At 67.2% G+C, this 26,472-nt stretch carries 30 protein-coding genes; 17 read left to right on the plus strand and 13 right to left on the minus strand.

Annotated elements, in window-relative coordinates:
- The first annotated feature begins 16 nt into the window (after nt 1-16).
- From ASE48_RS10790 to ASE48_RS10820, 7 genes are all read left to right on the plus strand, one after another.
- On the plus strand, nt 17-541 hold the full coding sequence (locus ASE48_RS10790) for a sigma-70 family RNA polymerase sigma factor (RefSeq protein WP_057167069.1): 525 nt from the start codon (nt 17-19) through the stop codon (nt 539-541).
- A complete protein-coding gene (locus ASE48_RS10795; RefSeq protein WP_057167070.1) occupies nt 538-1,251 on the plus strand; it encodes an anti-sigma factor family protein in 714 nt (237 codons plus the stop codon). Before ASE48_RS10790 ends, ASE48_RS10795 begins: the two co-directional genes overlap by 4 nt.
- A 70-nt stretch (nt 1,252-1,321) precedes the next feature.
- The gene (locus tag ASE48_RS10800; RefSeq protein WP_057167071.1) at nt 1,322-2,998 is read left to right on the plus strand and encodes a thiamine pyrophosphate-binding protein; all 1,677 of its coding nucleotides are present in this window, start codon (nt 1,322-1,324) and stop codon (nt 2,996-2,998) included.
- On the plus strand, nt 2,979-3,635 hold the full coding sequence (locus ASE48_RS10805) for a hypothetical protein (protein WP_057167072.1): 657 nt from the start codon (nt 2,979-2,981) through the stop codon (nt 3,633-3,635). The genes ASE48_RS10800 and ASE48_RS10805 overlap by 20 nt, the downstream gene beginning before the upstream one ends.
- Nucleotides 3,632-4,663: a 3-oxoacyl-ACP synthase III family protein gene (locus ASE48_RS10810; protein WP_057167073.1), complete on the plus strand. Its 1,032-nt coding sequence runs from the start codon at nt 3,632-3,634 to the stop codon at nt 4,661-4,663. The genes ASE48_RS10805 and ASE48_RS10810 overlap by 4 nt, the downstream gene beginning before the upstream one ends.
- Entirely contained in the window at nt 4,660-5,694 is a 1,035-nt protein-coding gene (locus ASE48_RS10815; protein WP_057167074.1) for a pyridoxal phosphate-dependent aminotransferase, read from the plus strand. The genes ASE48_RS10810 and ASE48_RS10815 overlap by 4 nt, the downstream gene beginning before the upstream one ends.
- Nucleotides 5,695-5,727: 33 nt before the next feature.
- On the plus strand, nt 5,728-6,231 hold the full coding sequence (locus tag ASE48_RS10820; RefSeq protein WP_057167075.1) for a MarR family transcriptional regulator: 504 nt from the start codon (nt 5,728-5,730) through the stop codon (nt 6,229-6,231).
- A 6-nt stretch (nt 6,232-6,237) separates the two neighbouring features.
- Here the strand turns inward: ASE48_RS10820 and ASE48_RS10825 are convergent, their stop codons facing one another.
- Together ASE48_RS10825 and ASE48_RS10830 are read right to left on the minus strand one after the other, a co-directional pair.
- Nucleotides 6,238-7,443 carry a GAF domain-containing sensor histidine kinase gene (locus tag ASE48_RS10825; RefSeq protein WP_057167076.1) on the minus strand — a complete coding sequence of 402 codons (1,206 nt, stop codon included), beginning with the start codon at nt 7,441-7,443 and terminating at the stop codon, nt 6,238-6,240.
- Nucleotides 7,440-8,102, minus strand: a complete 663-nt coding sequence (locus ASE48_RS10830; protein ID WP_057167077.1) for a response regulator — start codon at nt 8,100-8,102, stop codon at nt 7,440-7,442. Before ASE48_RS10830 ends, ASE48_RS10825 begins: the two co-directional genes overlap by 4 nt.
- Before the next feature lie 119 nt (nt 8,103-8,221).
- Between ASE48_RS10830 and ASE48_RS10835 the strand changes: the two genes are divergently transcribed.
- The gene (locus tag ASE48_RS10835) at nt 8,222-9,019 is read left to right on the plus strand and encodes an HAD family hydrolase (protein ID WP_057167078.1); all 798 of its coding nucleotides are present in this window, start codon (nt 8,222-8,224) and stop codon (nt 9,017-9,019) included.
- Here the strand turns inward: ASE48_RS10835 and mmsB are convergent.
- The 7 genes from mmsB to ASE48_RS10870 all read right to left on the minus strand — a co-directional run bounded on the left by mmsB (nt 9,016) and on the right by ASE48_RS10870 (nt 18,084).
- Complete coding sequence (gene mmsB, locus ASE48_RS10840; protein WP_082614110.1) at nt 9,016-9,891, minus strand: 3-hydroxyisobutyrate dehydrogenase; 876 nt, start codon at nt 9,889-9,891, stop codon at nt 9,016-9,018. The genes ASE48_RS10835 and mmsB overlap by 4 nt on opposite strands.
- 18 nt (nt 9,892-9,909) lie before the next feature.
- Nucleotides 9,910-11,064, minus strand: a complete 1,155-nt coding sequence (locus ASE48_RS10845) for an acyl-CoA dehydrogenase family protein (protein WP_200962127.1) — start codon at nt 11,062-11,064, stop codon at nt 9,910-9,912.
- A 6-nt stretch (nt 11,065-11,070) separates the two neighbouring features.
- Nucleotides 11,071-12,591: a CoA-acylating methylmalonate-semialdehyde dehydrogenase gene (locus tag ASE48_RS10850; protein WP_057167081.1), complete on the minus strand. Its 1,521-nt coding sequence runs from the start codon at nt 12,589-12,591 to the stop codon at nt 11,071-11,073.
- 401 nt (nt 12,592-12,992) lie between these two features.
- Nucleotides 12,993-13,874, minus strand: coding sequence for an LLM class F420-dependent oxidoreductase (locus ASE48_RS10855; protein WP_057167082.1), 882 nt, complete (start codon nt 13,872-13,874; stop codon nt 12,993-12,995).
- A gap of 37 nt (nt 13,875-13,911) precedes the next feature.
- The gene (locus tag ASE48_RS10860) at nt 13,912-14,757 is read right to left on the minus strand and encodes an LLM class F420-dependent oxidoreductase (RefSeq protein WP_057167150.1); all 846 of its coding nucleotides are present in this window, start codon (nt 14,755-14,757) and stop codon (nt 13,912-13,914) included.
- Between the two features lie 58 nt (nt 14,758-14,815).
- Complete coding sequence (locus ASE48_RS10865; RefSeq protein ID WP_057167083.1) at nt 14,816-16,354, minus strand: ATP-binding protein; 1,539 nt, start codon at nt 16,352-16,354, stop codon at nt 14,816-14,818.
- Between the two features lie 26 nt (nt 16,355-16,380).
- Nucleotides 16,381-18,084 (minus strand): response regulator, encoded by a 1,704-nt coding sequence (locus tag ASE48_RS10870; RefSeq protein ID WP_057167151.1) that lies wholly within the window; start codon nt 18,082-18,084, stop codon nt 16,381-16,383.
- A gap of 113 nt (nt 18,085-18,197) precedes the next feature.
- Between ASE48_RS10870 and ASE48_RS10875 the strand changes: the two genes are divergently transcribed.
- From ASE48_RS10875 to truA, 9 genes are all read left to right on the plus strand, one after another.
- Nucleotides 18,198-18,668 carry an SRPBCC family protein gene (locus tag ASE48_RS10875; RefSeq protein ID WP_057167084.1) on the plus strand — a complete coding sequence of 157 codons (471 nt, stop codon included), beginning with the start codon at nt 18,198-18,200 and terminating at the stop codon, nt 18,666-18,668.
- Nucleotides 18,669-18,908: 240 nt separating this feature from the next.
- Nucleotides 18,909-19,130 carry a translation initiation factor IF-1 gene (gene infA / locus ASE48_RS10880; RefSeq protein WP_003418601.1) on the plus strand — a complete coding sequence of 74 codons (222 nt, stop codon included), beginning with the start codon at nt 18,909-18,911 and terminating at the stop codon, nt 19,128-19,130.
- Between the two features lie 81 nt (nt 19,131-19,211).
- A complete protein-coding gene (gene rpmJ / locus ASE48_RS10885) occupies nt 19,212-19,325 on the plus strand; it encodes a 50S ribosomal protein L36 (RefSeq protein WP_003879483.1) in 114 nt (37 codons plus the stop codon).
- A gap of 178 nt (nt 19,326-19,503) precedes the next feature.
- Nucleotides 19,504-19,878 (plus strand): 30S ribosomal protein S13, encoded by a 375-nt coding sequence (rpsM, locus tag ASE48_RS10890; RefSeq protein WP_057167085.1) that lies wholly within the window; start codon nt 19,504-19,506, stop codon nt 19,876-19,878.
- Nucleotides 19,879-19,884: 6 nt separating this feature from the next.
- Complete coding sequence (gene rpsK / locus ASE48_RS10895; RefSeq protein ID WP_019512358.1) at nt 19,885-20,301, plus strand: 30S ribosomal protein S11; 417 nt, start codon at nt 19,885-19,887, stop codon at nt 20,299-20,301.
- Between the two features lie 17 nt (nt 20,302-20,318).
- Nucleotides 20,319-20,924, plus strand: a complete 606-nt coding sequence (rpsD, locus tag ASE48_RS10900) for a 30S ribosomal protein S4 (RefSeq protein WP_057167086.1) — start codon at nt 20,319-20,321, stop codon at nt 20,922-20,924.
- Between the two features lie 83 nt (nt 20,925-21,007).
- Nucleotides 21,008-22,060 (plus strand): DNA-directed RNA polymerase subunit alpha, encoded by a 1,053-nt coding sequence (locus ASE48_RS10905; RefSeq protein WP_057167087.1) that lies wholly within the window; start codon nt 21,008-21,010, stop codon nt 22,058-22,060.
- An 88-nt stretch (nt 22,061-22,148) separates the two neighbouring features.
- Nucleotides 22,149-22,721: a 50S ribosomal protein L17 gene (gene rplQ / locus ASE48_RS10910; RefSeq protein ID WP_057167088.1), complete on the plus strand. Its 573-nt coding sequence runs from the start codon at nt 22,149-22,151 to the stop codon at nt 22,719-22,721.
- 7 nt (nt 22,722-22,728) lie between these two features.
- Nucleotides 22,729-23,598, plus strand: coding sequence for a tRNA pseudouridine(38-40) synthase TruA (gene truA / locus ASE48_RS10915; protein ID WP_057167089.1), 870 nt, complete (start codon nt 22,729-22,731; stop codon nt 23,596-23,598).
- Nucleotides 23,599-23,621: 23 nt separating this feature from the next.
- Here the strand turns inward: truA and ASE48_RS10920 are convergent, their stop codons facing one another.
- From ASE48_RS10920 to ASE48_RS10935, 4 genes are read right to left on the minus strand one after another with little or no spacing between them, the layout of a single operon-like run.
- Nucleotides 23,622-24,311, minus strand: a complete 690-nt coding sequence (locus ASE48_RS10920; RefSeq protein ID WP_082614111.1) for a cutinase family protein — start codon at nt 24,309-24,311, stop codon at nt 23,622-23,624.
- A 50-nt stretch (nt 24,312-24,361) separates the two neighbouring features.
- Nucleotides 24,362-25,072, minus strand: coding sequence for a cutinase family protein (locus tag ASE48_RS10925; RefSeq protein ID WP_082614112.1), 711 nt, complete (start codon nt 25,070-25,072; stop codon nt 24,362-24,364).
- Nucleotides 25,073-25,096: 24 nt separating this feature from the next.
- A complete protein-coding gene (locus ASE48_RS10930; protein ID WP_057167091.1) occupies nt 25,097-25,744 on the minus strand; it encodes a cutinase family protein in 648 nt (215 codons plus the stop codon).
- A gap of 40 nt (nt 25,745-25,784) precedes the next feature.
- Nucleotides 25,785-26,462, minus strand: a complete 678-nt coding sequence (locus ASE48_RS10935; protein ID WP_057167153.1) for a cutinase family protein — start codon at nt 26,460-26,462, stop codon at nt 25,785-25,787.
- Nucleotides 26,463-26,472 lie beyond the last annotated feature (10 nt).

Below are 26,472 nucleotides of genomic sequence, written 5' to 3' on the forward strand. Positions count from 1 at the left end.
GAGACGGAGGTTGGGAGTGGACGATCCGGAGGCCGCGATGATGCGGGTCTTGTATGACGAGCACGCGGGAGCGCTGTGGCGCTACGCGCTGCGCTTGACCGGCGATGCCGCGCGGGCCGAAGACGTCGTGCAGGAAACGCTGCTGCGGGCATGGCGCCATCCGGAAGTCAGCGCCGATCCCGAGCGGCCGGCCCGGGCATGGCTGTACACCGTGGCGCGTAATCTCGTCATCGACGAGCGGCGCAGCGCGCGGTTCCGCAATGAGGCAGGAACGCCCGATGTCGAAACGGTCGCCGGCAATACCGCCGCTGCCGGCCCCGACGAAGTGGATACCGCGTTGGACCGACTTCTGATCAGTACCGCACTGAGCGAACTCTCCGAAGACCACCGTGCGGTGATCCGGCGCGCCTACTACCAGGGCTGGAGTACCGCGCAGATCGCCGCCGACCTCGGGATCGCCGAAGGCACCGTGAAATCCCGGCTGCACTACGCTGTGCGGGCACTGCGACTGAACCTGCAGGAAATGGGGGTGACCCGATGACCGATTTCGAGCAGGCCGGCGCGGGCGACCCGTACCGCACCTGGGACGCCGGCTACGTGCTGGGTGCGCTGTCTCCCAGCGAGCGCCGAGATTTCGAGGCGCACCTGCAGACCTGCGCACGCTGCCGCGACGCGGTCGGCGAGCTGACCGGGATGCCGGCGCTGCTGGCGATGGTGGATCTCGACGAGGTGGAGGCACTCGACCACCGACTGCCCGATCCGCCGCTGCGCCCGGAGTTGCGTGAACAGGTGCTGGACCGGGTGCGTACCCGGCGCCGCCGCTCCAGGTTTGTGACCACCGTCGCGGTGGGCCTGGCCGCCGCCCTGCTGGCTGTCGGTCTGGTGGTGGTGATCGCGCCGGAAACGCTGGGCCTGCAGCAGGGTTCACCGCCGGTGGCGATGCTGGAGATGAACAAGATCAACGAGACGCCGATCAATGCGAGTATCGCGTTGTCCGGCTACAGCTGGGGCACGCGCATCGACATGGCCTGCAGTTACGGGGACTGGGGCCAACGCGACGCCGCGGCACAGAATCTCGGGATGGTCGTGATAGGACGCGACGGTAGCCGCACCCAGATCGCGACCTGGCTCGGGTTGTCCGGCGCGACCGCGCTGCCCAGCGGGAACATTCCGCTGCCGCAGAGTGAAATTGCCTCTGTGCAACTGGTTTCCGCCGACGATGGAAAGGTCCTGCTGGAAAAGAACCTGTGAATCACCTGGTGTGGTGAACCCGGGCACGAGGCGCCACGTGTCTCCTGCAGAACGGGAAAGCAGGTGCACGATGAACAGCAGTCCGCGGGTGGTCGACCATATCGTCGACCGGCTGGTCGGCTACGGTATCGGCCACATCTTCGGGGTCGACGGCGCCAATATCGAGGACCTGTACGACGCCGCCGCTCCCCGTGACGGCCTCACCGCCGTGCTGGCCAAACACGAGTTCTCCGCGGCGACGATGGCTGACGGCTACTGCCGGTCCGGGGCGTCGCTGGGCGTGGTGGCCGCAACTTCCGGTGGTGGATGCCTCAATCTCGTTGCCGGCTTGGGTGAGTCGTACGCCAGCGGGATACCGGTGCTGGCGCTGGTGGGTCAGCCGCCCAGCGCGCTGGACGGTCACGGCAGCTTTCAGGACACCAGCGGACACAACGGCGCGCTGGACGCGCAGGCGCTTTTCGCGGCGGTCTCCGTGTACTGCCGCCGCATCCTGGAGCCCGGCGACATCGTCGACGCCCTACCCGCGGCCGTCGCGGCCGCGCGTCGCGGCGGGCCCGCGGTGCTGTTGCTGCCGAAAGACATTCAGCAGAGCCGGATCAACGCTGCTGGGGGTGAGGTGCCGGACTGTGCATACGTGGGAGACCCGGCCGTGTTGGCCGAGCGGCTCCGCCACGCCCGCGGACCGGTCACCATCATCGCCGGGCAACAGGTGGCCCGCGATGACGCGCGCGACGAACTCGAACGACTACGCGCGACCCTGCGGGCCAGGGTGGCCACCGAGCCGGATGCCAAGGACGTCAGCGGAGCGCCGGGGCTGGGCAGCTCATCGGCACTGGGCATCGTGGGCGTGATGGGCCACCCCGGAGTGGCCGAGGTCATCGCGGACAGCGCGGTGTGCCTGTTGGTGGGGACCCGGCTGCCGGTCACCGCACGGGCCGGGCTCGATGCGGCGCTGGCCCCGGTATCGGTGCTCTCCATCGGGTCGGCGACCCCCCACGTGCCCAGCGTGCATGTGCGGACGGAGGATCTGCGGGCCTCACTGGCTTTGCTCAACGCGGCACTCTCGGGTGCGGGGAGGCCGGTCGGTATCACTGTGCCCGAGAGCATCCCGCATCGAGAGCTGGATCCTCCCGCCCACCGGGGCCCCGGCATCCGCTACCGCGACGCCATCACCGCACTGGACCGCGCGCTGCCCGACGGCACCGATGTGGTGGTCGACGCCGGCAACGGCGGCGCGTCGGCGATCCACCTGCTGCCGGTACGGCGGGACGGGAGATTCCTCGTCGCACTGGGGATGGGTGGCATGGGATACAGCTTCGGCGCCGGCATCGGCATGTGCTTCGCGCGGCGCCGCCGCACCGTCATCATCGCCGGCGACGGTTCCTTCTTCATGCACGGTCTGGAACTGCACACCGCGATCCAGTACCGGTTACCGGTCACACTGGTGCTGTTCAACAACAATTCCCACGCCATGTGTGTCACCCGCGAGCAGCTGTTCTACGGAGATCGATACAGCTACAACCGATTCACCGAGAGCCGCCTCGGTGCGGGGCTCGCCGCGATGTTCCCCGGCCTGCCCTCGCAGGATGTCGACGATCCCGCAGTGCTGCCGGACGCCTTGCGCGCGGCACTGGACGCCGATGGACCCTCGGTGCTCAGCATCGGGTGCTCCGCCGACGAAATACCCACGTTCGCAACGTTTCTCACCACACAGGAGGTTGGCGCCCATGTCCCTGCCCGCACTTGACGATATCGCCGAGCCGATCGACGGATTGGTGCGCATCGAGTCCTCGCCCAGAGAGCGCGCGACGCCGATCATCATGGAGATGATGCGCTCGGTCTATCCGCACGACCAGGTGTTCGGTGCGTTCTGCACCGTGCACAGCTATGTCGATTGCCCGCCGGCCGAACTGTTCGAATACCTCTCGGACACCCGCTCGCTGGAGGAATGGACCTACAGCCTGCGCGGTTTCGTCCGTACCGAGGAGCCGGGTCTGTGGCTGGCCTATGACCGACTGGGCTCGGAGACCAAGATCTTCACGCGCACCGTGACCGACCGCGCCGCGATGACCGTCGACTACCACTGCGCCTGGGATCAGGGTCGCCACCTGTGGATGGTCTACCTGATGCGGGTGGTCGACGCCCGGGTGGTGCTGAACAAGCCGGGATCGGTGGTGTTGTGGACGAATTGTCACCACCCGTTCTACGACGACAACCCGTACCCGGAAGCGGCGCCGCCGCAGCGCCCGGTGTGGGTCGGGGACTTCTGGGACATGTTCGGCGCCGGCCACGAACTGGAGCTGCGCAACCTCAAGGAGATCGCGGAGTACCGGCACCGCAACGGCTTGCCGGTCACCCCCGCCTGGATGAAGGAATCCCGATGACTGCAGCCACTCCCGTGAGCCTTCTGGATGTCGCCACTTACCTGCCGGGCGAACCGATCGGTGCGGACTACTACCTGCAATTTCAGGCGCAGGGCGCGACATCCGATGACCTGCGCGAGAACCTGATGTTCCGGGCACCCGCCTTCCGGCATCACGTCGCACCCGAGGAGAGCGCCACCGATATGGTCGAGCGGGCCGCCGCCGGATTGGTCGAGCGGCACGGCGCCGATGCGCTGGCCGGCGTCGACGTGCTCATCACCCACACCCAGCTGCCCGATATGCCGTTCTACGGTGGCGGCGGCGCCATTGCGCACCGGCTGGGTATGAAACCCGAATGGGTGCTCGACCTGCACAACGGTGGCTGTGCCGCATTCGTGCTTGGGCTCAAGCTCGCCCGCAATCTGCTGGCTTCCGGGCAGGGGCGCACCGCTTTGGTCGCCGTGGTGCAGAACGCGGCCGGACAGATCTTCGATCAGCAGACCGTTCGGTGCAAGGCCCAGGCGGCGGTACCCGGTGACGGCGCCGCGGTCGGTCTGGTGGCCTGCTCGGATCGGTCACCGATCCTCGATGTCGAATGCCGCACCTACGGCGAGTTCGCCGGCGACATGACCATCGCGGTCGACCCGCCCCGCAAGTGGTGGGCGGCCGGTCCGGGGGAGGGCTGCATCGGCTTCACCGAGTCCAAGATCACCAAAGTGCTCGCCAGGGGCAACCGGCAGGTTCCCGAGGTGTCCTACGCGGTGTGTGACCGGATCGGTGTGGCGCCCAGGGATATCGACATACTGGTGACCAACCAGCCCAACCGGGTATTCCTGCGTAACTGGCGGGAAGCACTCGAACTGCCCGCCGAACGGCACGTCGACACCTTCGACGAATGCGGCAACTTGTTCGCTGCGGGCATCCCGGTCAACCTGGACCGGGCGGTGACCGATGGCCGGGTCGGCGTGGGGGACACCGTGCTGATGGCCGCCTTCGCGCACGCCGGGGACTTCGCGGGCGCCGCCGCGGTCCGTTGGGGTGGGCGATGAGTATGCCGCGACCGGAGCCTGCCGCGCGCTGCGTGGATCTTCCGGCCGCGGTCGATCCATCGGCACTGTCGCTGAACGAGAACCCCTTCCCGCCACTGCCATCGGTGCAGTCCGCGCTGATCCAGGCCGTGGGGTCGGCCAACCGGTACCCGGAGTTCCTGCCGCTGCGCATGCGGTCGCTGATCGCCGCCCAGATCGGTATCCGCGACGAGCAGGTGGTGATCGGTGCCGGCGCCACCGGAGTGATCCTGCAGGTGCTGCAGGCCCTCACCGAACCCGGCGATGCCATCGTGCTGACAGCACCGACCTTCGACGGGTACCCGATCCTCGCGCAGATGGCGCGACTACGGTCGGTGACGGTGCCGTTGAATGTGCACGGCCACCACGATCTCGACGCGATGGCCGATGCCGCCGGCACCGCACGGGTGGTGGTGCTGTGCCGGCCGCACAATCCGACGGGAACCATCGAACCGGCAGCAGATGTCGAGCGTTTCCTGCACCGCGTCGGGACGGACACCACGGTGCTGCTCGACGAGGCCTATGTGGAGTTCCTGGCCCCGGCGGAGCGTGTCGATGCCCGGGCACTGGTATGGCGTTTCCCGAATGTGGTTGTCATCCGGACGTTCTCGAAAGCCTACGGACTGGCCGGGCTGCGGATCGGATACGGCATCTGCGCGCCGGATCTCGGCCGCCGGTTGTGGAGCATGCAGCTGCCTTTCGGGACCGCCTTGACAGGACTGGTCGCCGTCGCGGCGTGCTACCGGGCCGAAGACGAACTCCAGCACCGGATCCGGGTCATCGGCGCGGAGCGCAGGCGGCTGCGCGCCCAATTGTCCCGGCTCGGCGTCTACAGCACCGATGCACGCGCCAACTTCGTCTATCTGCCCGGAGGCCGGCCCTGGCCCGAGGTGTTCGACCGCGCCGGTCTGCGGGTGCGGCACTACGCCGACGGCGGGGCACGCGTGAGCGTCGGCACCCGGCAGTCGACCCGCGCGGTGCTGGCCGCGGTGAGCACCGCGGGGCTCCGATAAGGGAAAAGCCCAGCCGGTGCGGTAAGAAAGGTCATGCCCTCACATCCCGGCAAACGTGACCCGATCACGCTGGCGCGCGCGAACTGGGAACGCGCCGGCTGGGGGGAGGTCGCCGACGGCATGGTCGCGGTGACCTCGGTGATGCGGGCCCACCAGATTCTGCTGGCCCGGGTGGAGAACGCGCTGCGACCCTACGACCTGAGTTTCTCCCGGTTCGAACTGCTGCGCCTGCTGGCGTTCACCCGCAACGGTGAGCTGCCCATCACGAAGGCCTCCGACCGGCTGCAGGTCCACGTCACCAGCGTCACGCACGCCATCCGCCGGCTGGAGAGCGACGGCCTGGTGGAACGTCTGCCGCACCCCACCGACGGACGCACCACCCTGGTACGGCTCACCGAATTGGGCCGCTCCACCGTCGAAGACGCCACCGAGACGCTCAACAAGGACGTCTTCGCCGATATCGGTATCTCCACCGACGAATCGCGGTCGCTGGCAACGTCGATCGAGACGCTGCGCCGGCACGCCGGAGATTTCTGAGGCGGGCTACGCCGAGGGCAGCGGGATGGTGGCGGTGACCGTGGTGCCGGCATCCGGCCGGGAGCGGATATGCAGTCTGCCGCCGACGATCTCGGCACGTTCGGCCATCGACAACAACCCGTATCCGCCCATCTCGTCGCTGCCCAGCGGGTGCTCGAAGGTATCGAATCCGACTCCGTCGTCGACGATTTCGAGGCGCGCGAGGTCGTCTCTGACGCTGTAGGTCAGCTTCGCGCGGGTGGCCTGCGCGTGCTTGACGACGTTCTGCAGGCATTCCTGGGCGATCCGGTACAGCGCCAGTTCGATGTGATCGGGCAGCCGGTCCTGCGCGAGGTCGACGTCGATGGCGGGCTCGGGTATCGACCGGGCCAGACTCGCCAGACCGCCGGCCAGCCCCAGATCATCGAGCACCGGTGGACGCAGCCCGCCGATCGCGGCGCGGGCCTCCTGCAGCGTCAGGTCCACCAGTTCGCGGGCCTTGGCGAGATGATCCGCGGCGACGTTCGAGGACGCACCGGCCTCGGCGGCCACTGCACGGGTGGCCGCGTCCAGCCAGTAGGACAAGGTGACGAGGCGCTGGGAGATGCCGTCGTGGATGTCGCCGGCCAGCCGACGGCGTTCCAGTTCCTGGGCTTGAATGACCTGCTCGACGAAGTTCTCGTGGGCGCGTTCGCGGGCCACGAGCTGGCGGTGCAGCCGGGCCTGGTGCAGCGCCCCGGCGATCAACCGCCCGATCACCAGCAGCAGTTCGACGTCACGCGGGGTGAATTCGCGCCGGTGCACGGTGTGCACGTTGAGCACCCCGACCAGCCCACCCGGGTCGGTCTCCATCGGCACCGACACCATCGAGGTGAAATCCGAGCCGCGCAGCGACTCGAACGGCAGGTAGCGCGGGTCGGATTCCTTGTCGTGGCTGATCACCACCGGCTGCCGGTTGCTGGCCACCCAGCCGGAGATGCCGCTGCCCAGCGGCAACCGGATCTTGCCGACCTCGCTGTCGAAGGGTGGGGTGGCTCCGGTGAGTGTGAGCGAGCGATCGGTGTCGTCGAGGACGTGCACGAAGCAGACGTCGGTGGCGGTGGCATCGGTGATCATCCGGGCGGCGGCCGCGGCCAGCGGCTCCACACCCGGCCCGCTGGAGGTCGCCTGGATCAGTTCGCGCAGCAGCGCCAGTTCACGATCGGTGGTCAGTACGTTGCGGCGGGCAGTCACTGGTAGATCCCCTCGCGCAGCGCGGTGGCCACCGCACCGGTGCGGTCACTGACGCCGAGCTTGCGGTAGATCGAGCTCAGGTGGGTTTTGACCGTCTCTTCGCCGATCACCAGCTTGCCGGCGATGCCACGGTTGGACAGCCCGTTGACCACGTAGGACAGGATCTCGCTCTCGCGCTGGGTCAGGCCCTGCCGGACGCCGGGCCAGAACTCGTCGCGCTGCAGGCGGGCGGCGGTGTCGGCGGCGCGGGCAGCCATGCTGGGGTCGATCGCGGTCTGCCCCCGGTGCGCGAACTCCAGCTGGCGCACCAGTTCGTCACTGCTGATGCTCTTGAGCAGGTAGCCCGACGCCCCGACCCGCAGAGCCTGGAACAGATATTGCTCATCGTCGTAGACCGACAGCATCACGACCTTGCGGTCGGGATCCCGTTCGCGGAGGGTCAGGCACAGATCCAGGCCGCTGGATCCCTGCATGCGGACATCGCACAACACTATGTCGGGTTGCAGCTCCTGCACCACGGTGACGGCCTGTTCGGCGCCGATGGCCTGCCCTACGACCTCGACCCGGTCCCCGAAGGTCAGCAGCATCGCCTTGAGGCCCTCGATGACCATCTCGTGGTCATCGACCAGTACGAGGCGCAGGGGGCTGGGGGGCGCCATGGCATCACCTTAGAGGGGGCGACCCACCCGCTTCCGAACTTTGGCAAGCCCGACTTGGCCTGCCCAATCCCCCTTACGGGGGACGCGGCCGGTATGTGATGTGCGCCACTCTGTGGGGCATGTCCACGCATGAGGAAAAAACATGGCCCGCCGCCGGTCAGTTCTGGTGGCATGGCGACGAGCCCGACGACCCGGCCGCCTACCCGCTGCACGCGGTGGTGTTCGACCTCGATGCCCTGTCCGACATGGACCTGGAAGGGCATCGCGTGGTGTACAACGCGGCGTTCGCGTCGCTGGGGCTGGACCTGCAGTGGAGCGTCGGGCGCTACCAGCGGCTGATGGCGCTGCCGGACGAACGCCAGCGGGTAGCCGCCGAGCTGCGCAAACGGTGCGTGGGCACGGAGTGCGATGTGCTGGTCAACCTGCTCGTCGACGAGATCTGCGCCGCCAAGGACATGATGTTCGAGGAGATGATCCTGGACGCCGGTCTGACCCCGCGCCCGGGTCTGGTGGACCTGGTGATGGACGCCTTCGTCGCGCATATCCCGGTCAGTGTGGTCACGACCGGACGGCGCAGCTGGGCCGAGCCGTTGGTACGCCAACTCGTCGGTGAGGGTCTGGTGGAATCCGTGGTGACCGCCGACGACGTCACCGGACCGAACCTGTTCGGTCACGCACTCGCCGAACTCGGCGTCGCGCCCCACGATGCGCTGGCGGTGGCCGGTTCACCGGCCGGGTTGCGCGCCGCGAACGCGGCGGGCCTGGCCACGGTCCTCATCGATGCCGACGCCGGACGCGGACGGGCGGCCGCCGCGGTGCGCTCCGGGTACAGCGACACCGGGGATGCGTTGCGGCTGGCGAACTGTCGACGGCTACACGCCCGGTGGTGGGATCAACACACTCCGTCGGCGGCTTAGCCGTTGCGGATGTACTCGATGACGGCGCTGAAATCTTTGTCGCCGTGGTCGCGAGCGAACTCGGCGTAGATCTCAGCGGCGTGACTGCCCAGCGGCGCCGCCGCCCCGGTCGAGGTCACGGCGGCCATCGCCAGACCCAGGTCCTTGTTCATCAGAGCTGTCGCGAACCCGGGCTTGAAATCGTTGTTGGCCGGTGAGGTGGGAACGGGCCCGGGGACCGGGCAGTTCGTGTGCACCGACCAGCAGTTGCCGGTGGCGCCGGTGATGACGTCGAACAACGACTGCTTGTCCAGACCGAGCTTCTCGGCGAGCACGAATGCCTCGCCGACGGCGATCTGCTGAACCGCGAGCACCATGTTGTTGCACACCTTCGCGGCCTGGCCCGCACCGCAGTCACCGCAGTGAATGATCTTGCCCGCCATGGCTTCCAGCACCGGGCGGCCACGCTCGACAGCCTCGGTGTCGCCGCCGACCATGAACGCCAGCGTGCCGGCCACCGCGCCCTTGACGCCACCGGACACCGGCGCGTCGAGCTGGGCGAAACCGTGGTCGGCTGCCAGCTTGTGCACGTCGCGGGCGTCATCGACCGAGATGGTCGAGCTGTCGATGAACAGGGCGCCCTCGGCGGCCTTGGGCAGGATCTCGGCGTAGCAGCTCTTCACCAGCGCGCCATTCGGCAGCATCGTGATGACGACATCGGCCCCGGCCACAGCCTCGGCGCCGCTGTCGAAGACACTGGCGCCGTTGGCCTTCGCAGCGTCCTTGGCTGCGGCGACGGGGTCGAAACCCTGCACGGCATGCCCGGCCGCCAGCAGGTTGGCGGCCATCGGGCCGCCCATGTTGCCCAGTCCCAGAAAAGCAACGGTGCTCATCTTCTGCCTCACCTCTCGTTAGCCGGCGGCCTTGGCCCGGGCAGCTTCTGCCCGGCCGATGACCACGCGCATGATCTCGTTGGTCCCCTCAAGGATGCGGTGCACCCGCAGATCCCGGACGATTTTCTCCAACCCGTATTCCTTGAGGTAGCCGTAGCCGCCGTGCAGTTGCAGGGCCTGATCGGCGACCTCGTAACAGGTGTCGGTCACGTAGCGCTTGGCCATCGCGCACAGCGTCACCTTGTCGGGGTGATTGCTGTCAAGAGCAGATGCCGCCCGCCACAACATGTTCCGGGATGTCTCCAGGCCGGTGGCCATATCGGCGAGCGCAAACCGGATGGTCGGCTCGTCGAGCAGCGACCCGCCGAAGGCCTGGCGGTCGGCCAGATAGGCCACCGTCTTGTCGTAGGCGGTCTGCGCGCCGCCCAGCGAGCACGCCGCGATATTGATGCGGCCGCCGTTCAGCCCGTTCATCGCGATCCCGAACCCGGTGCCCTCGGTGCCGCCCAGCAGCGCCTCAGCCGGCACCCGGGCACCCTCGAAGACGACCTGAGCGGTGGGCTGGGCGTTCCAGCCCATCTTCTGCTCGGCGGCGCCGAAACTCACGCCCGGCGTGTCCTTCTCGACGACGAACGTCGAGATACCGCGGGGCCCGTCGGCGCCGGTGCGGGCCATCACCACATACAGGTCCGAGACACCCGCCCCGGAGATGAACTGCTTCACCCCGTCCAGGACGTAATGGTCACCGTCCCGAACGGCCTTGGTGCGCAGCGCCGCCGCGTCCGATCCCGCTCCGGGCTCGGTGAGGCAGTAGCTGGCGATGGACTCCATGGACGCGAGCTTGGGCACCAGCGTCTTGCGCTGCTCGTCGGTGCCGAAGCTGTCCACCATCCAGGCACACATGTTGTGGATGGACAGGAACGCGGCGATGGTCGGGTCGGCGGCGGCCAGCGCCTCGAAGATGCGCACCGCGTCCAGGCGGCGTAACCCGCTGCCGCCGGCGTCCTCGGCACAGTAGATTCCCGCCATGCCCAGTTCGGCGGCCGCCCGCAGCACATCGGTCGGAAAGTGATGGGACTCATCCCATTCCAACGCGAACGGCGCAATGCGTTTCTCCGCGAAGGCAGCCGCCGTCTCGGTGATGACGCGCTCGTCATCATCCAACTCGAACACCGGCACCTACTTCATGGTGGGGATGACGAACTCGGCGCCATCCTTGATGCCGGAGGGCCAGCGCTCGGTGACGGTCTTGACCTTGGTGTAGAACTGGATCGAGGCGGGTCCGTGCTGGTTGAGGTCGCCGAATCCGGATCGCTTCCAGCCACCGAAGGTGTGATAGGCCACCGGGACCGGGATCGGCACGTTGACTCCGACCATGCCGACCTGCACGCGGGAGACGAAGTCGCGGGCGGCATCACCGTCGCGGGTGAAGATCGCCACACCGTTGCCGTATTCGTGCTTGGTGGGCAGTTCCAGGGCCGCTTCGTAATCCTCGGCGCGCACGATGCACAGCACGGGCCCGAAGATCTCGTCGGTGTAGATGGACATGTCGGTGGTGACGTGGTCGAACAGGGTGGGCCCGATGAAGTAGCCGCCTTCGAGGCTCTGGTCGTCGAAGGTGAGTTCGTCGGTGGCGCGTTCGCGGCCGTCGATCACGATTTCGGCGCCGGCGTCCACGCCCTGGCCGATGTAGTCGCGGACCCGCTCCAGCGCGGCGCCGGTGACCAGTGGGCCGTAGTCGGCCTTGGGGTCCAGGCTGTGCCCGACGCGTAGTTGGTTGACCCGCTCGACGAGCTTGGCGCGCAGGCGGTTCGCGGTTTCCTCGCCGACCGGTACCGCGACACTGATGGCCATGCAGCGCTCACCGGCGCTGCCGTAGCCGGCGCCGATCAGGGCGTCGACGGCCTGATCGAGGTCGGCGTCGGGGAGCACGATCATGTGGTTCTTGGCGCCACCGAAGCACTGTGAACGCTTGCCGTGCGCGGCGGCGGTGGAGTAGATGTACTGCGCGATATCGGAGGACCCGACGAATCCGACGGCCTGGACGTCGGGGTGGGTGAGGATGGCGTCGACGGCTTCCTTGTCGCCCTGGACGACCTGGAAGACGCCCGGGGGCAGCCCGGCCTCGATGAACAGCTCGGCCAGGCGCAGCGGGACCGAGGGGTCACGCTCGGAGGGTTTGAGGATGAACGCATTTCCGCAGGCCAGGGCGGGCCCGGCCTTCCACAGCGGGATCATGGCCGGGAAGTTGAACGGGGTGATGCCCGCGACGACGCCGAGCGGCTGGCGGATCGAGTACACGTCGATTCCGGTGCCTGCGCCTTCGGTGAACTCGCCCTTGAGCAGGTGCGGGATGCCGATGGCGAATTCGATGACCTCGATGCCGCGCTGGATGTCGCCCAGCGAGTCGGCGACGGTCTTGCCGTGCTCGATGGACAGCAGCTGGGCCAGCTCGTCGGCGTTCTGGTTGACCAGGTCGACGAAGCGCATGAAGACCCGGGCGCGGCGCTGCGGGTTGAACCCGGCCCACACCTTCTGGGCTTCGACCGCGTTGGCGACGGCGGTCTGCACGTCGGCGGTCGAGGCCAGCAGTACCTGGGCCTGGACCTCGCCGGTGCTGGGGTTGAGCACATCGGCAGTGCGGGTGGATGCGAGGGTGCTGCGCTCGCCGTTGATGAAGTGCGGAATCTGTGTGGTCATGACGTCCGTCCAAGGGGTGAGCAGAATTCAGGAGCCCGGCGCACGGCCGAGATACTTGCATATCCTAGTAATTGGTTTCGGGGTTTGGCAAGGACTGTTTCTGGGGCAGGGACCGATCAGTGGTAGGCGCGCAGTTGCTCGACGAACGCGCGGGTGTCCGCCCAGGGTGTGCACGGGCCGCGGCGCGTAGCCCGCGGAGCACAGGTGCATCTCCGTCGAATCATCTTCCAGCACAAGGAAGTGTGGCCAGACCCTCGGACAGGTAGATCGATGTACGTTCGCGGTCGTCGAAGAGCAGGCCGCCGTCGACGTGCAGGGTCGGCGTCATCTCCCAGGCGCCGGGGGAATCTTGAACCCGGCGCCATCGGTGACCGACAGTCCCGTGGGTGAAACCTGTCGGGCTACTTCTTGAGGCCGAGCGGGCCCGCCAGTTCGGTCAGCGTCGGGATGAGCTTGTCCCAGCCGCCGAGCACCTGGATGGCCACGTGATCCGCCCCGGCCTCCAGATGCTGGTGCAGTCGCGCCGCGACGGCACCCGCGTCGCCGTGTGCCACCACCGCGTCGATCAGTCGGTCGCTGCCGGGCTTGGCGATGTCGTCCTCGGTGAAACCGAGCCGGCGCCAATTGTTCAGGTAGTTGCTCAAATTCAGGTAGAAGTCGACCGCCCCACGACCGACCTCCCGGGCCTCGTCCGCGGCAGCATCAGGGTCCTCGCGCAAGCGCTCGTCCGGCGTGAGCACCACCTTGTGCTCGGGCGCCAGGAAAACGGTGTTCCCGATCAGGTTGTGGGCCTGGCCGGTGTGCTGGGGTGTGGTCAGGTAAGGGTGGGCGCCGGCACTGCGGGCGGCCGCCAGCTTGAGCACCTTGGGCCCCAGCGCGGCGATCACCCGGCGGCTGGTGGGCACCTTCTTCGCGTCGAGGGCGTCGAGGTACTCGACCAGCACGTCATAGGGTTTGCGGTACTCCTCGGTGTGCTCGGGGTGGCCAATGCCGATGCCGAGCAGGAACCGGCCGGGAAAGGCCTTCTCCACGCGGTGATAGGCCTCGGCGACCTCTTCGGCGTCGGCCGTCCACACGTTGACGATGCCGGTCGCCACCTGCAGGTTCTCGGTGGCCTCCAGTAGCGGCTCGACATAGTTGAGATCGCCCTTGGGGGATCCGCCGATCCACAACGCCCCGTAGCCGAGTTTCTCGATCTCGGCGGCCTGATCGGGCTTGGGGACGCCGAATGTCCAGACGCCGTAGCGGCCGAGGTCGGGTTTGAGCGTGACAGCGTCGGTCATGTGATGTCCTTAATTCCGGGTTGATTCCGGGTCCGGGTTACTGCAGGCCGAGTGGCCCGGCCAGTTCTGCAAGCGCAGGCACCAGCTTGTCAGTACCCGTCAACACCTGAACCGGAACGTGGTCGGCGCCGGCGCTGAGATGTTCGCGCAGTCGTGCGGCGATGGCCTCGGTCGTGCCGTACGCGACGACCGCGTCGACCAGCGCGTCACTGCCGGGTTTGGCCACGTCCGCATCGGTGAAGCCCAGCCGCTTCCAGTTGTTGAGGTAGTTCGCGAGATTCAGGTAGACCTCAAGCGCGTTGCGACCCACCTCGCGTGCCTTCGCGGCGTCCGTGGTGAGTACCACCTTGTGCTCCGGGGCAAGGAAGGCGTCGGCGCCGATGAGCTCGCGGGCCTCACGGGTGTGCTCGGGGGTGGTGAGGTAGGGGTGGGCGCCCGCGCTGCGACGCGCCGAGAGCTTCAGCACCTGCGGGCCGAGAGCCGCCACCACGATGCGGTCCTTGGGCACACCGTGCTGATCCAGCTCGCCAAGATAGTCGTTGAGCGCGTCGTAGGGCTTCTTGTACTCGGTGTGCGCCTCGGGGTGGCCCACGCCGATCCCGAGCAGGAACCGGCCCGGGTACTCCTTCTCGATGCGATGGAAGGACTCGGCCACCGGGGCGGCCGCCGCGGTCCAGATGTTGACGATGCCGGTCGCGAGCTGGATGGAATCGGTGGCGCCGAGGATCGGGTCGATCCACTCCAGCTCGGCCGGCGGCGAACCGCCGGCCCAGATCGCGCCGTAACCGAGGCCTTCGATATCGCGGAGTTGTTCCCGCGAGAGCTGCTGCCACTGGCTGTAGTGACCGAATACGCCGAACGTGCCCAAGTCTGGTTTGCTCATGGTCAGGTCAACCTCGGGCGAAACCGTGCGCATTCCGATCCGCGCACATTGATTCGAATTACTCGGTGCCGGCTGCCGAGAGTTCACCCGGCGTCGGCGTGACGGGCGCCGGGGCGACCAGCGGGAGACAGACCGCGAACCGGGTGTCGCCCGGCTTGCTCTGCACCGAGATGTTGCCGCCGTGCTTCTCCACCACGATGCGCCAGGCCAGATCCAGGCCCAGCCCGGTGCCCTCACCGAACGGCTTGGTGGTGAAGAACGGCGTGAAGATCCGCTCGATGACGTCCTCGTCGATGCCCGGGCCGTCATCGCAGATCTCGACCCGGATCATCTGGTCGTTCTCCCGCGAGGTGCGGATGGTCAGCGTCCCGTGCCCGTCCATCGCCTGAATCGCGTTGTCGATGATGTTGGTCCACACCTGATTGAGATCGCCTGGGTAGCACTGTAATTCGGGGAGTGTCTTGTCGAGGTCCTTGACGAGGGTGACCGGTCGGCCCTTGCCCTGATGTCCGATTTTGTCGCCGAACATCATGATGGTGCTGCGCAACAATTCGTGGACATTTGCGCTGCCGTAGGCTCCGCGGTCCATCTGCGAATACTGCTTGGCGCCGGCCAGCAGTGCCGATATCCGCTTGCTCGCCTCGGCGATCTCGTTCATCCGGAGCTCGTTGTCGATGGTGTACTTCAGCCACCCGACCGCGGCCTGCAGTGACGCTGTCGCGTCGACGGCGTCGACGGAGGTCAGCACCTTTTCCAGCCAGTCGGTGTCCAGGCCCGCCTCGACGAACGTCGGTGCGTAATCCCAGGCCCCGATGATGTCGTGGTCCTCAAGCCAATCGCCGATCGCGTCCTCGCGGTCCGATGCTTCGAGGGCCGTGAGTTCGACATCGCGGTTCTTGGCGACCTGCTCGGCCACGTCGTCCTGAATGCGGACCAGCACCCGCAGCGCCTCGGGGGTGAACTTGCCGTCCGCGAGCATCGACAGCTTGTGCCGCATCTTGCCGACCGTCTCGCGCAGATCCGAGACGGCGCGCGCGGTAGCGGCGGCCGGGTTGTTGAGCTGGTGGGTCAGGCCCGCCGTGATGGTGCCCAGCGCGAGCAGTTTCTCGCGTTGCCCGATGATCTGGCTCTGCCGGCGGCCGCCGACCAGTTGGCCCTCCATGAGATGGACCGCCATCGGGAACTGATCCCGCATGAACTGGGCGAAGTCATTGGAGTCCAGGACGAAGCACCGCGAAGGCTTGGTCAGCCGTACCGACGCCTGGTAGGTCTGCTCCTCACCGGGAATGTAGGCCGACCACGCGCCGAAGTACACGCCGCGCTGCGAGGTGCGGTTGGTCTGGATGTCGACGCCACCGGAGCGCTTCGACATGATGAGCTCGCCGTCGATCATCACGTAGAAGCACGTTGCGGGTTCGCCCTCCTTGCTGAGCGGCCCGGCCGGGAAGATCTCGATATGCCCGGCCTCGCAGAGGATGTCCAGTTGTTCATCGGAGAGGTCCTCGAACAGGAAGAGCGTGCGAAGTTCGTCCCGGATGCACTCCTCCTCATGGGACAGCACGTCTTCTTGAGACAGGACACCGTCGGGTGAGCTCATGGTCGTCTTTCCTCTCGGCCGGAAGGTCAGGCTTCCGCCAGATACCTGTGCACCAACATCACTGCCATCGAGCCTTCGCCGACAGCGGCGGCCACCCGCTTGGCGGACTCCGATCGCACGTCACCGGCGACGAACACGCCGGGAACGCTCGTTTCCAGGTGGTGCGGAGGACGATCCAGCGTCCAGCCGACCTTGTCGCGGAGATCAGGCCCCGACAATATGAAGCCGTTGTCGTCGCGGGCTATTCCCGCTTCCTCGAGCCATTCCGTGCGGGGGGTCGCCCCGATGAAGCAACACATCCGGTTGCACGGGACGGGTTCGGTTTCGCCGGTCCGCTTGTCGAGGAGAACCAGCCCGGAGAGGAAGCCGTCGCCCGGGGTGATGTCGACGACCTCGGTGCAGGTCCGGACCTTGATGTTGTCGGTCCGGTTGATGCGGTCGACGAGGTACTGCGACATCCCGGCCTCCAGCGACGAGCCGCGGATCAACATGGTGACCGACTTGGCCGTCTGCGACATGTACATCGCCGCCTGGCCTGCCGAATTTGCGCCGCCGACGATGTAGACGTCCTCGCCCGCACATTCGTTGTTGTCGGCCACCGAAGCGCCGTAGTAGACGCCGCGGCCGATGTAGTTGTCCCCGGGGGCGTCGGGATTTTCCCAACATCCGGTGATCTCCAACTGGCGGTAGTCCACGCCGGTGGCCAGGATGACCGCACGGGCACCGATCGTCTGGTCGTCGTTGAGGTGGATGGTGTGGGCCGCGCCGATCCCACCGGTCTTGAGCCGGCCGGCCTCCTGGGTGGTGATGACTTCGGCGCCGAACCGTTCGGCTTGCCGCCGTGCGGTCGTCGTCAGCACGGCACCCGCGACGCCGTTCTCGAAGCCGAGGTAGTTCTCGATCTTCGAGCTGCGGCCCGCCTGGCCGCCGGTGGTCGCCTTCTCGATGAGCACGGTCTTCAGGCCTTCGGAGGCGCCGTACACCGCGGCGGCGAGGCCGGCGGGACCGCCGCCGATCACCGCGAGGTCATACATGTCCAGGGAGGGACTGGTGGACAGCCCGAGCAGCGCCGCGAGTTCCGCGTCGCTGGGTGCGACCATCGTGTGGCCCTTCTCGGTGATGACCACCGGAAGAACGCTGTCGTCGAGGCCCGCGGCCTGCAGCAGCTGTTGGCCCTTGGGCTCGTCGGCGTTCACGCTGCGGAACGAGTACTCGTTGCGCGCCAGGAACTGGCGCACCTCCCAGGAACGGTCGTTGTACCGGTGCCCGATGACCTTGGTGTACGGCATGCCGCGGTCGCCGACCGAGCGCCACTCCTCGAGAAGCCCGTCGATCACGGGATAGAGCTTCTCCTCCGGGGGATCCCACGGCTTGAGGAGATAGTGGTCCAGGTCCACGACGTTGATCGCGTCGATTGCGGCGTGGGTGTCGGCGTAGGCGGTGAGCAGCACCCGGCGGGCCATCGGGAAGAACTCCATCGCCTTTTCGAGGAACTCGATACCGCTCATCTGCGGCATCCGGTAGTCCGCGACGAACACGGCGACGGTGTCGCCGCGCAGCTTCAGTTCCTTGAGGGCCTCCAGGGCGTCGGCGCCGGATTCCGCACGGATGATGCGGTAGCGCTCGCCGTAGTGGCGGCGCAGGTCGCGGGCCACCGCACGGGAGACGGCCGGGTCGTCATCGACCGTCAGGATTGCGGGTAAACGGGGTTGGTTCTCAGATCCGGGCATCGCATATAAGTATGCGCCGCTGGTCTGACGAATTTCTGCCCAGATGTCCGGTCCGGCCATGGCATCGCCCAGGGCGAACACGTCACCGTCGCGGACTTTTCTAAACTTCGAGGATGACCATCCTCGAATTCTCCGACTCCGTCACCGTCGCGCTGGCCCCCGAAGAGCTCTACGCGCTGGTGTCCGATGTCACCCGGATCGGGGAGTGGAGCCCGGTGTGCAAGGCGTGCTGGTGGGACGATCCCGCTGCCGGAGCCGTGGTCGGGGCGTGGTTCACCGGCCGCAACGTCTTGCCGGAGCGCACCTGGGAAACCCGCAGCCAGGTGGTCGCCGCGGAACCGGGCCGCGAGTTCGCGTGGGAGGTGAACAACGGCTGGGTGCGCTGGGGTTTCACCGTCGAACCCGACGGCGCCGGGTCTCGGCTGACCCAGCACTGGCGGTTCCTGCCCAAGGGCATCGAAGGGTTCGGTGAGCGTTTCGGTGCGGACGCCGACGCGCAGATCGCCGAGCGTTCCCGGCTGGCGCTCAGCGGTATCCCGGCGACGCTCGCGGCCATCAAGGCGACCGCCGAGCAGACCGGCTGAGCCCTGTCTGGCTCCGCGTTCCCGGTGCCCGCCCGGAGCACTGGTTTCGCGATTTTGAAGCACACCCCGACAGCGGGTATCGTGGACCAACGGTGCGGCTTCCGTGCCGACTCTTTGCGTGCCTGTCTTGGAACCTTAACGATTTCGTTGATCCGGCTCACGTGCTCAGTCGGTGGCGCGGCCGTGCCGAGCCGAGGGCGCACAGGATACGAAAACGAAGGCAAGGATCGCTAACACAGTATGGCCAAGAAAGACGGTGCCATCGAGGTCGAGGGCCGTGTCGTCGAACCTCTGCCCAATGCGATGTTCCGCATTGAGCTGGAGAACGGACACAAGGTTCTGGCCCACATCAGCGGCAAGATGCGGCAGCACTACATCCGCATCCTGCCCGAGGACCGCGTAGTGGTGGAGCTTTCGCCCTATGACCTGTCCCGGGGTCGCATCGTGTACCGGTACAAGTAACACGCCTCTCAACTGCAACAACCACTACCTGTGGCGGGCGCTCATGTGCCCGTCACAACGACCAAGAAGGATCGCGAAGCCGTGAAGGTGAACCCGAGCGTCAAGCCGATCTGCGACAAGTGCAGGGTGATCCGCCGGCATGGGCGGGTCATGGTGATCTGCTCGGATCCGCGGCACAAGCAGCGGCAGGGTTAGTCCCAGCCAAAGCAACGCAGCGTCCAAGCAAGCAGCACCACCCACAACTGAATGCAGACCTCCCAGTACCAGTGAGCGGATTCGCTGCTCACTACACGCCCGGCACGGAGGCCGGGCCCCGCCAAGACGGGGAACGGACTGGGAACAGACCTCCGCATAGAGAAGGAATCACTGCCTGATGGCACGTCTCATGGGCGTCGATCTCCCGCGTGACAAGCGCATGGAGATCGCGCTGACCTATATCTACGGCATCGGCCGTACCCGCTCCCAGGAAATCCTGGAAGGCACCGGCATCAGCCGGGACCTGCGCACCAAGGACCTCACCGACGATCAGGTGAGCCAGCTGCGCGAATACATCGAAGGCAACCTCAAGGTCGAGGGTGACCTGCGCCGCGAGGTCCAGGCCGACATCCGTCGCAAGATCGAGATCGGCTGCTACCAGGGCCTGCGCCACCGTCGTGGCCTGCCCGTGCGTGGACAGCGCACCAAGACCAACGCGCGTACCCGCAAGGGCCCGAAGCGCACCATCGCCGGCAAGAAGAAGGCCAGGTAACCCCGGATGGCACAGGCAAAGAAGGGCGGCACCGCCGCCAAGAAGGGTCAGAAGACCCGCCGCAGGGAAAAGAAGAACGTCCCGCACGGCGCTGCTCACATCAAGAGCACCTTCAACAACACCATCGTCTCGATCACCGATCCCCAGGGCAACGTCATCGCCTGGGCCTCGTCGGGTCACGTCGGCTTCAAGGGTTCGCGTAAGTCGACCCCCTTCGCCGCACAGCTGGCCGCCGAGAATGCTGCCCGCAAGGCGCAGGAGCACGGTGTCAAGAAGGTCGATGTCTTCGTGAAGGGCCCGGGTTCGGGCCGCGAGACCGCGATCCGTTCGCTTCAGGCCGCAGGCCTCGAAGTCGGCGCGATCTCCGACGTCACTCCGCAGCCGCACAACGGCTGCCGTCCGCCCAAGCGGCGCCGGGTCTAGGGAAGAGGATTTAGACAATGGCTCGTTATACCGGCCCCGCGACCCGCAAGTCGCGTCGCCTCGGCGTCGACCTCGTCGGCGGCGATCAGTCGTTCGAAAAGCGTCCCTACCCGCCCGGCCAGCACGGCCGCGCGCGGATCAAGGAAAGCGAATACCGCACGCAGCTGCAGGAGAAGCAGAAGGCTCGCTTCACCTACGGCGTCATGGAGAAGCAGTTCCGCCGCTACTACGAAGAGGCCAACCGCCTCTCGGGCAAGACCGGCGAGAACCTGCTGCGCATCCTGGAAAGCCGGCTGGACAACGTCGTGTACCGCGCGGGCCTGGCCCGCACGCGTCGCATGGCCCGCCAGCTGGTCAGCCACGGCCACTTCACCGTCAACGGTGTGAAGGTCGACATCCCCAGTTACCGCGTCTCGCAGTACGACATCATCGATGTCAAGGACAAGTCGATCAACACGCTGCCCTTCGAGGCTGCACGTCAGGCCGCGGGCGAGCGCCCGATCCCGGGTTGGCTGCAGGTTGTCGGCGAGCGTCAGCGCATCCTGGTGCACCAGCTGCCCGAGCGGGCACAGATCCAGGTGCCGCTCACCGAACAGCTCATCGTCGAGTTCTACTCGAAGTAATCGTGTGACCGTCCCAGGTCACGGTGGCCTGGGACACCCAGACGGCATCAAATAGCGGGTGCCGAGAAGGAGATAGAAACACCATGCTGATTTCACAGCGACCCACACTGTCCGAAGAGGCGTTGGCCGACAACCGGTCTCGGTTCACCATCGAACCGCTGGAGCCCGGTTTCGGTTACACCCTCGGCAACTCGCTGCGGCGCACGCTGCTGTCGTCCATCCCGGGCGCAGCGGTCACCAGCATCCGCATCGATGGTGTGCTGCACGAGTTCACCACCGTCCCCGGTGTGAAGGAAGACGTCACCGACATCATCCTGAACCTCAAGGGTCTGGTCGTGTCCTCGGAAGAGGACGAGCCGGTCACCATGTACCTGCGCAAGCAGGGCCCGGGTGCGGTCACCGCCGGTGACATCGTGCCGCCGGCCGGTGTGACGGTGCACAACCCGGATCTGCACATCGCGGCACTGAACGACAAGGGCAAGCTCGAGGTCGAGCTGGTCGTCGAGCGCGGCCGTGGCTACGTGCCCGCCGTGCAGAACAAGGCCTCCGGTGCCGAGATCGGCCGTATCCCGGTCGATTCCATCTACTCGCCGGTGCTCAAGGTGACCTACAAGGTCGAGGCCACCCGCGTCGAGCAGCGCACCGACTTCGACAAGCTGATCCTCGATGTCGAGACCAAGAACTCGATCAGCCCGCGGGACGCCCTGGCGTCGGCAGGCAAGACCCTGGTCGAACTCTTCGGTCTGGCACGGGAACTCAACGTCGAGGCCGAGGGCATCGAGATCGGGCCGTCGCCGGCCGAGGCCGACCACATCGCCAGCTTCGCGCTGCCGATCGACGACCTCGACCTGACGGTGCGTTCGTACAACTGCCTCAAGCGCGAGGGTGTGCACACGGTCGGCGAGCTGGTCTCGCGCACCGAGTCCGATCTGCTCGACATCCGTAACTTCGGCCAGAAGTCCATCGACGAGGTCAAGATCAAGCTGCATCAGCTGGGTCTCTCGCTCAAGGACAGCCCGGCCACCTTCGATCCGTCCGAGGTTGCCGGCTACGACGTGGCCACCGGCACCTGGACCGGTGACGCCGGCTACGACCTGGACACCGACCAGGACTTCGCCGAAACCGAACAGCTCTAAACAGGGCACAACCCCCGGGCTACGTCAGCCCGGGATCCGTCCCGGTCCTACCTGATACGGGGATCGGCCACATTAGGAGATAGTCGCAATGCCCAAACCCACCAAGGGTCCTCGCCTCGGCGGGTCGTCCTCGCACCAGGCCGCGCTGTTGGCCAACCTGGCCACCTCGCTCTTCGAGCACGGCCGCATCAAGACGACCGAACCGAAAGCACGGGCGTTGCGTCCGTACGCGGAGAAGCTGATCACCCACGCCAAGAAGGGCACGCTGCACAACCGGCGTGAGGTGATGAAGAAGATCCGCGACAAGGATGTGGTGCACACCCTGTTCGCCGAGATCGGTCCCTTCTTCGCCGATCGTGAGGGTGGCTACACCCGGATCATCAAGGTGGAGGCACGTAAGGGCGACAACGCCCCGATGGCCGTCATCGAGCTGGTCCGGGAGAAGACCGCGACCTCTGAGGCCAACCGTGCTCGCCGTGCGGATGCGTCGCAGAAGGTTGCGGCGGCCGCCGCCCCGCAGGCTGCAGTCGAGCCTGAGGCCACCGAAGGCCCGACCGCCGACGAGGCTGTCGAGGAGACCACCGAGGCGCCTGCCGACGAGGCTGTTGCCGAGGAGACCACCGAGGCCGACGCCGAGGACAAGGCTGACGACGCCAAGTAGCAACGCAATGAACAAACCCGCCATCGACTCCGGTGGCGGGTTTGTTCGTTTGCGCTTGGACATCGCCTATGACGGCACCGAGTTCGCCGGCTGGGCCGCCCAGGACGGGCAGCGCACCGTCGCCGGTGTTCTCGAAGAGGCGCTGTCGACGGTGTTCCGCACCCCGGTGATCCTGCGGGCCGCCGGACGTACCGATGCCGGTGTGCACGCCACCGGGCAGGTGGCGCATGTCGACGTGCCTGAGGATGCGCTGGGCCACGCTTACCCGCGCAGCGTGCGGCCGCCGGGGGAGCCCGAATTCCTGCCGTTGACAAGGCGTCTCGCACGGTTCGTGCCCGAGGACGTCCGGGTGCTCGGCATCGTGCGCGCCCCGGACGGTTTCGACGCGCGGTTCTCCGCGCTGCGCAGGCATTACGAATACCGGCTCGCCACAGCGCCATACGGCGCGACCCCGCAGCAGGCCCGGTTCGTCACGCCGTGGCCACGCCCGCTCGACGTGGACGCCATGGTGGCCGCGTCGCGGCACCTGATCGGGCTGCACGATTTCGCCGCGTTCTGTAAGCACCGCGACGGCGCCACCACGATCCGCGAGATGCAACGGCTGGACTGGACGAGGGACGGCGACCTGCTCACCGCCCACGTCAGTGCCGACGCGTTCTGCTGGTCGATGGTGCGCTCACTGGTCGGTGCGCTGCTGGCGGTGGGGGAGGGCCGCCGGGAACCGGCATGGTGCGCGTCGCTGCTCGACGCGACGAAACGCTCCAGCGATTTCGCGGCGGCACCGGCTCGTGGTCTGACCCTGGTGCGGGTGGACTATCCGGCCGATGATCAGCTGGCCGCGCGTATCAACGTGACGCGCGATCTGCGCACCCTCTGAACGGTCAACGAGGGCAAGGGCACTCAGAGGCGCGGCGCCACGAAATCTGCAGCCTGGTTGACCATGCCCGCTTTGATGTACGCCGGTGCCAGGTGATCAGCCCAATACGACTCCCAGTTCTCCGGGTCGGTCGGATTGCAGATCGGATCGTCGCCGTGGCAGAGCTCGATGGTGCGTTCCTGATAGAGCGGGTTGAAGTTCGAGATGGGCCCCACCCAGGCGATCCCGTTGCCGAACAGGGCCACCGCGGCGACCTTCTGGTCGATGCCGGGAGGCAGCGGTTTCTGGAATCCGAAGGCCGCGAAGGGGACCGCGAGCACCACATCGGTCACCGCGGCCCCGAGTGAATAGCCACCCAGAATGAGCCGGGTGTCCGGGCAGTTGGTCGACATGTACTGCGCGCGGGCGCTCATATCGTTGGCGCCGATGTCGATCTGGGTGTCCGCGGGGTACTTCACCGCGTACATCGCCACATTCTTGCCGGTCTTGGAGCGCAGGGCGCTGACGAGGGCGTTGCCGATCTGGCCGGCGCCGGGAGATTCCATCCGGCCGCGCGCGAAGATCAGCTCGGCGTCGGGGCAGGACACCGCCCCGGCCGTCGGCAGGAGGGCGGGCGTGGTGAGAGTGGGCGTGGTCAGGGCGGCCAGCACGACGAGCACTGCAGACGACAGCACGGTGAAGCGGCGGACCCGACCCCTCGGCTTCAAGATCACCGCTCCGAGTGTAGTCGCCGGAATTGACGTCTGTGTTGCGAAGTTCGCGGTTACCGCACGCGCGCAGCGGCGAAGTCGGCGGCCTGGTCGATGAGTCCGGAGCCGATGTAGCCGTCCTGCAGGTGGTCGCCCCAGACCCGCTGGAGGTCGTTCAGGTCGTTCGGCAGGCCGCCCGAGCAGACCGGATCCTCTGCGTTGCAGACGTCGATGGTGCGGTCCAGGTACTGCCCGGCGATCTGATGCCCCGGAATCGACTTGGAGAAATTACCGACCAGCACGACGGCGGCGATGTGGCTGTCCATCCCGGGCGGCAGGGGGCGGTTGAACCCCATGCCGGTCTGGGTGGCCGACAGTGCCAGCGCGGCCGACGCCGCACCGAGCGAGTAGCCACCGACGATCAGCCGGGTGTCCGGGCAGGCGCCGGCCATGTACTGGATGCGGTTGCTGATGTCGTTGGCGCCCTGGGGAATCTCGGTGTTGGCCGGATAGTTCACGCCATAGACGCCGATGGGCTGCGGCAGCCGGGCGTTCAGCGCGGCCACGAGATTGTCGCCGAGGCGTCCGACACCGGGCGCTTCGTTGCGGCCGCGCGCGAAGATCAGCTCCACGGGTGCGCACGGTTCGGCCGATGCGGTGGGAACCTGTGCGGTCGGCCCGGCCGTCGTCGTGGCCAGGAACCCCCCGGCGAGGGCCGCCACCGCGGCGACGGTGGCGGCGAACTTACGCGCACGGCGCTTTGCTGGAAGCGTTCGGATAGGCACCTGATGCAGTGTACCGGGGTGCGCTCAGAGCAGACCGGCCGCGAAGCTTGCGGCCTGATCGGCGGGGCCGCCGTCGTAGGCGCGGTGCGCGGCGACGTCGTCGCCGGGGCTGCAGACCGGGTCGCCGAAGTTGCACAGGTCGATGGACCGGCCACCCCATACCGGGCTGGCCGTCAGCGGCAGGCCCACCTTTGCCGACGGGTTGCCGAACGCCACCAGCGCGGCGACGTGCTCGGGCGTATTGGGCGGCAGTGGGGCGTTGAAGCCGATGCCGGGCACCGGCACCGCGGCGATGACGTCGATGACGGCGGCGCCCTGGGAGTAGCCGCCCAGCACCAGTCGCGTGTTGGGGCAGTTGTTCATCATCCATTGGATGTGACCGCTGGCGTCGTTGGCGCCGCCCGCGGCGGCCAGGAAGTCGAAGCTCGCCGGATAGTTCACCGCGTAGGTGCCCACCGAACGTCCGCCGACCTTGTTGCGCAGCGAGTTGACGAAGGCACTCCCGATGCGGCCCAGGCCCGGATCCTCATTGGTTCCGCGGGCGAAGACGACCTCGATATCGGTGCATCCCTCGGCCTGCGCCGGCGACGCGGGCGTCAGGATCAGTGCACCGGCTGCCGTGGCAGCGGCGGCGACAAGGACAGAACAACGGCGAACAAGATCAATGGCCACGCCAAAGCATAACGCGAAGACGGGCTAAATAAGTCCCGAGTCAGACGCGGCCGGCGATGAACCCGGCTGCCTGCGGAATGAAACCCGACGATTCGTAGTGGGTGTGCGCGAACGGGTTGCGCCCGCGCGAGCAGATCGGATCGCCGTCCGCGCAGAGGTCGATCCCGCGCCCGCTGAACGGCGGTCCCGCTGCGGTCAACGGGTAGCCGAACTTCGCGCCGGCGTTTCCGAATCCGACCATCGCGGCGACATTCCCGGCCAGGTTGCCGGGCAGCGGTGGCGCCGAACCCATGTCGCCGATGCGATCACCGACCGGCGGCAGGCCGACAAGCATGTTGACGATTGCGGCCCCCTGCGAGTACCCGCCGAGCACCACCCGGGTGTTGGGGCAGTTCTGGGCCAGGTAGGCGACACGTCCGGCCGCGTCGACGGCGCCGTCGGCCGCGGTGAAGAAGTCGTAGGTCGCGGGATAGTTGATCCCGTAGGTGCTCAGGGTGCGCCCCCCGAGTTGCGGGCGCAGCGAATCCGCCAGCGCCTGGCCGACGCGGCCGATGCCGGGGGGCTCGCTGGTGCCGCGGGCGAAGAGCAGTTCGACGTCCGAGCACGGCTCGGCGGACGCGATCGGTGCGGGACCGGCCAGGACGGCGAGTGCAGTTATCAGTGCGGATCCCAGTGCGGCCGACCGGGCAGCCATCGTGCGCAGCTTCACGATCAACATCTTCACATTC

Source organism: Mycobacterium sp. Root265 (genome assembly GCF_001428895.1).
Classification (GTDB): domain Bacteria; phylum Actinomycetota; class Actinomycetes; order Mycobacteriales; family Mycobacteriaceae; genus Mycobacterium.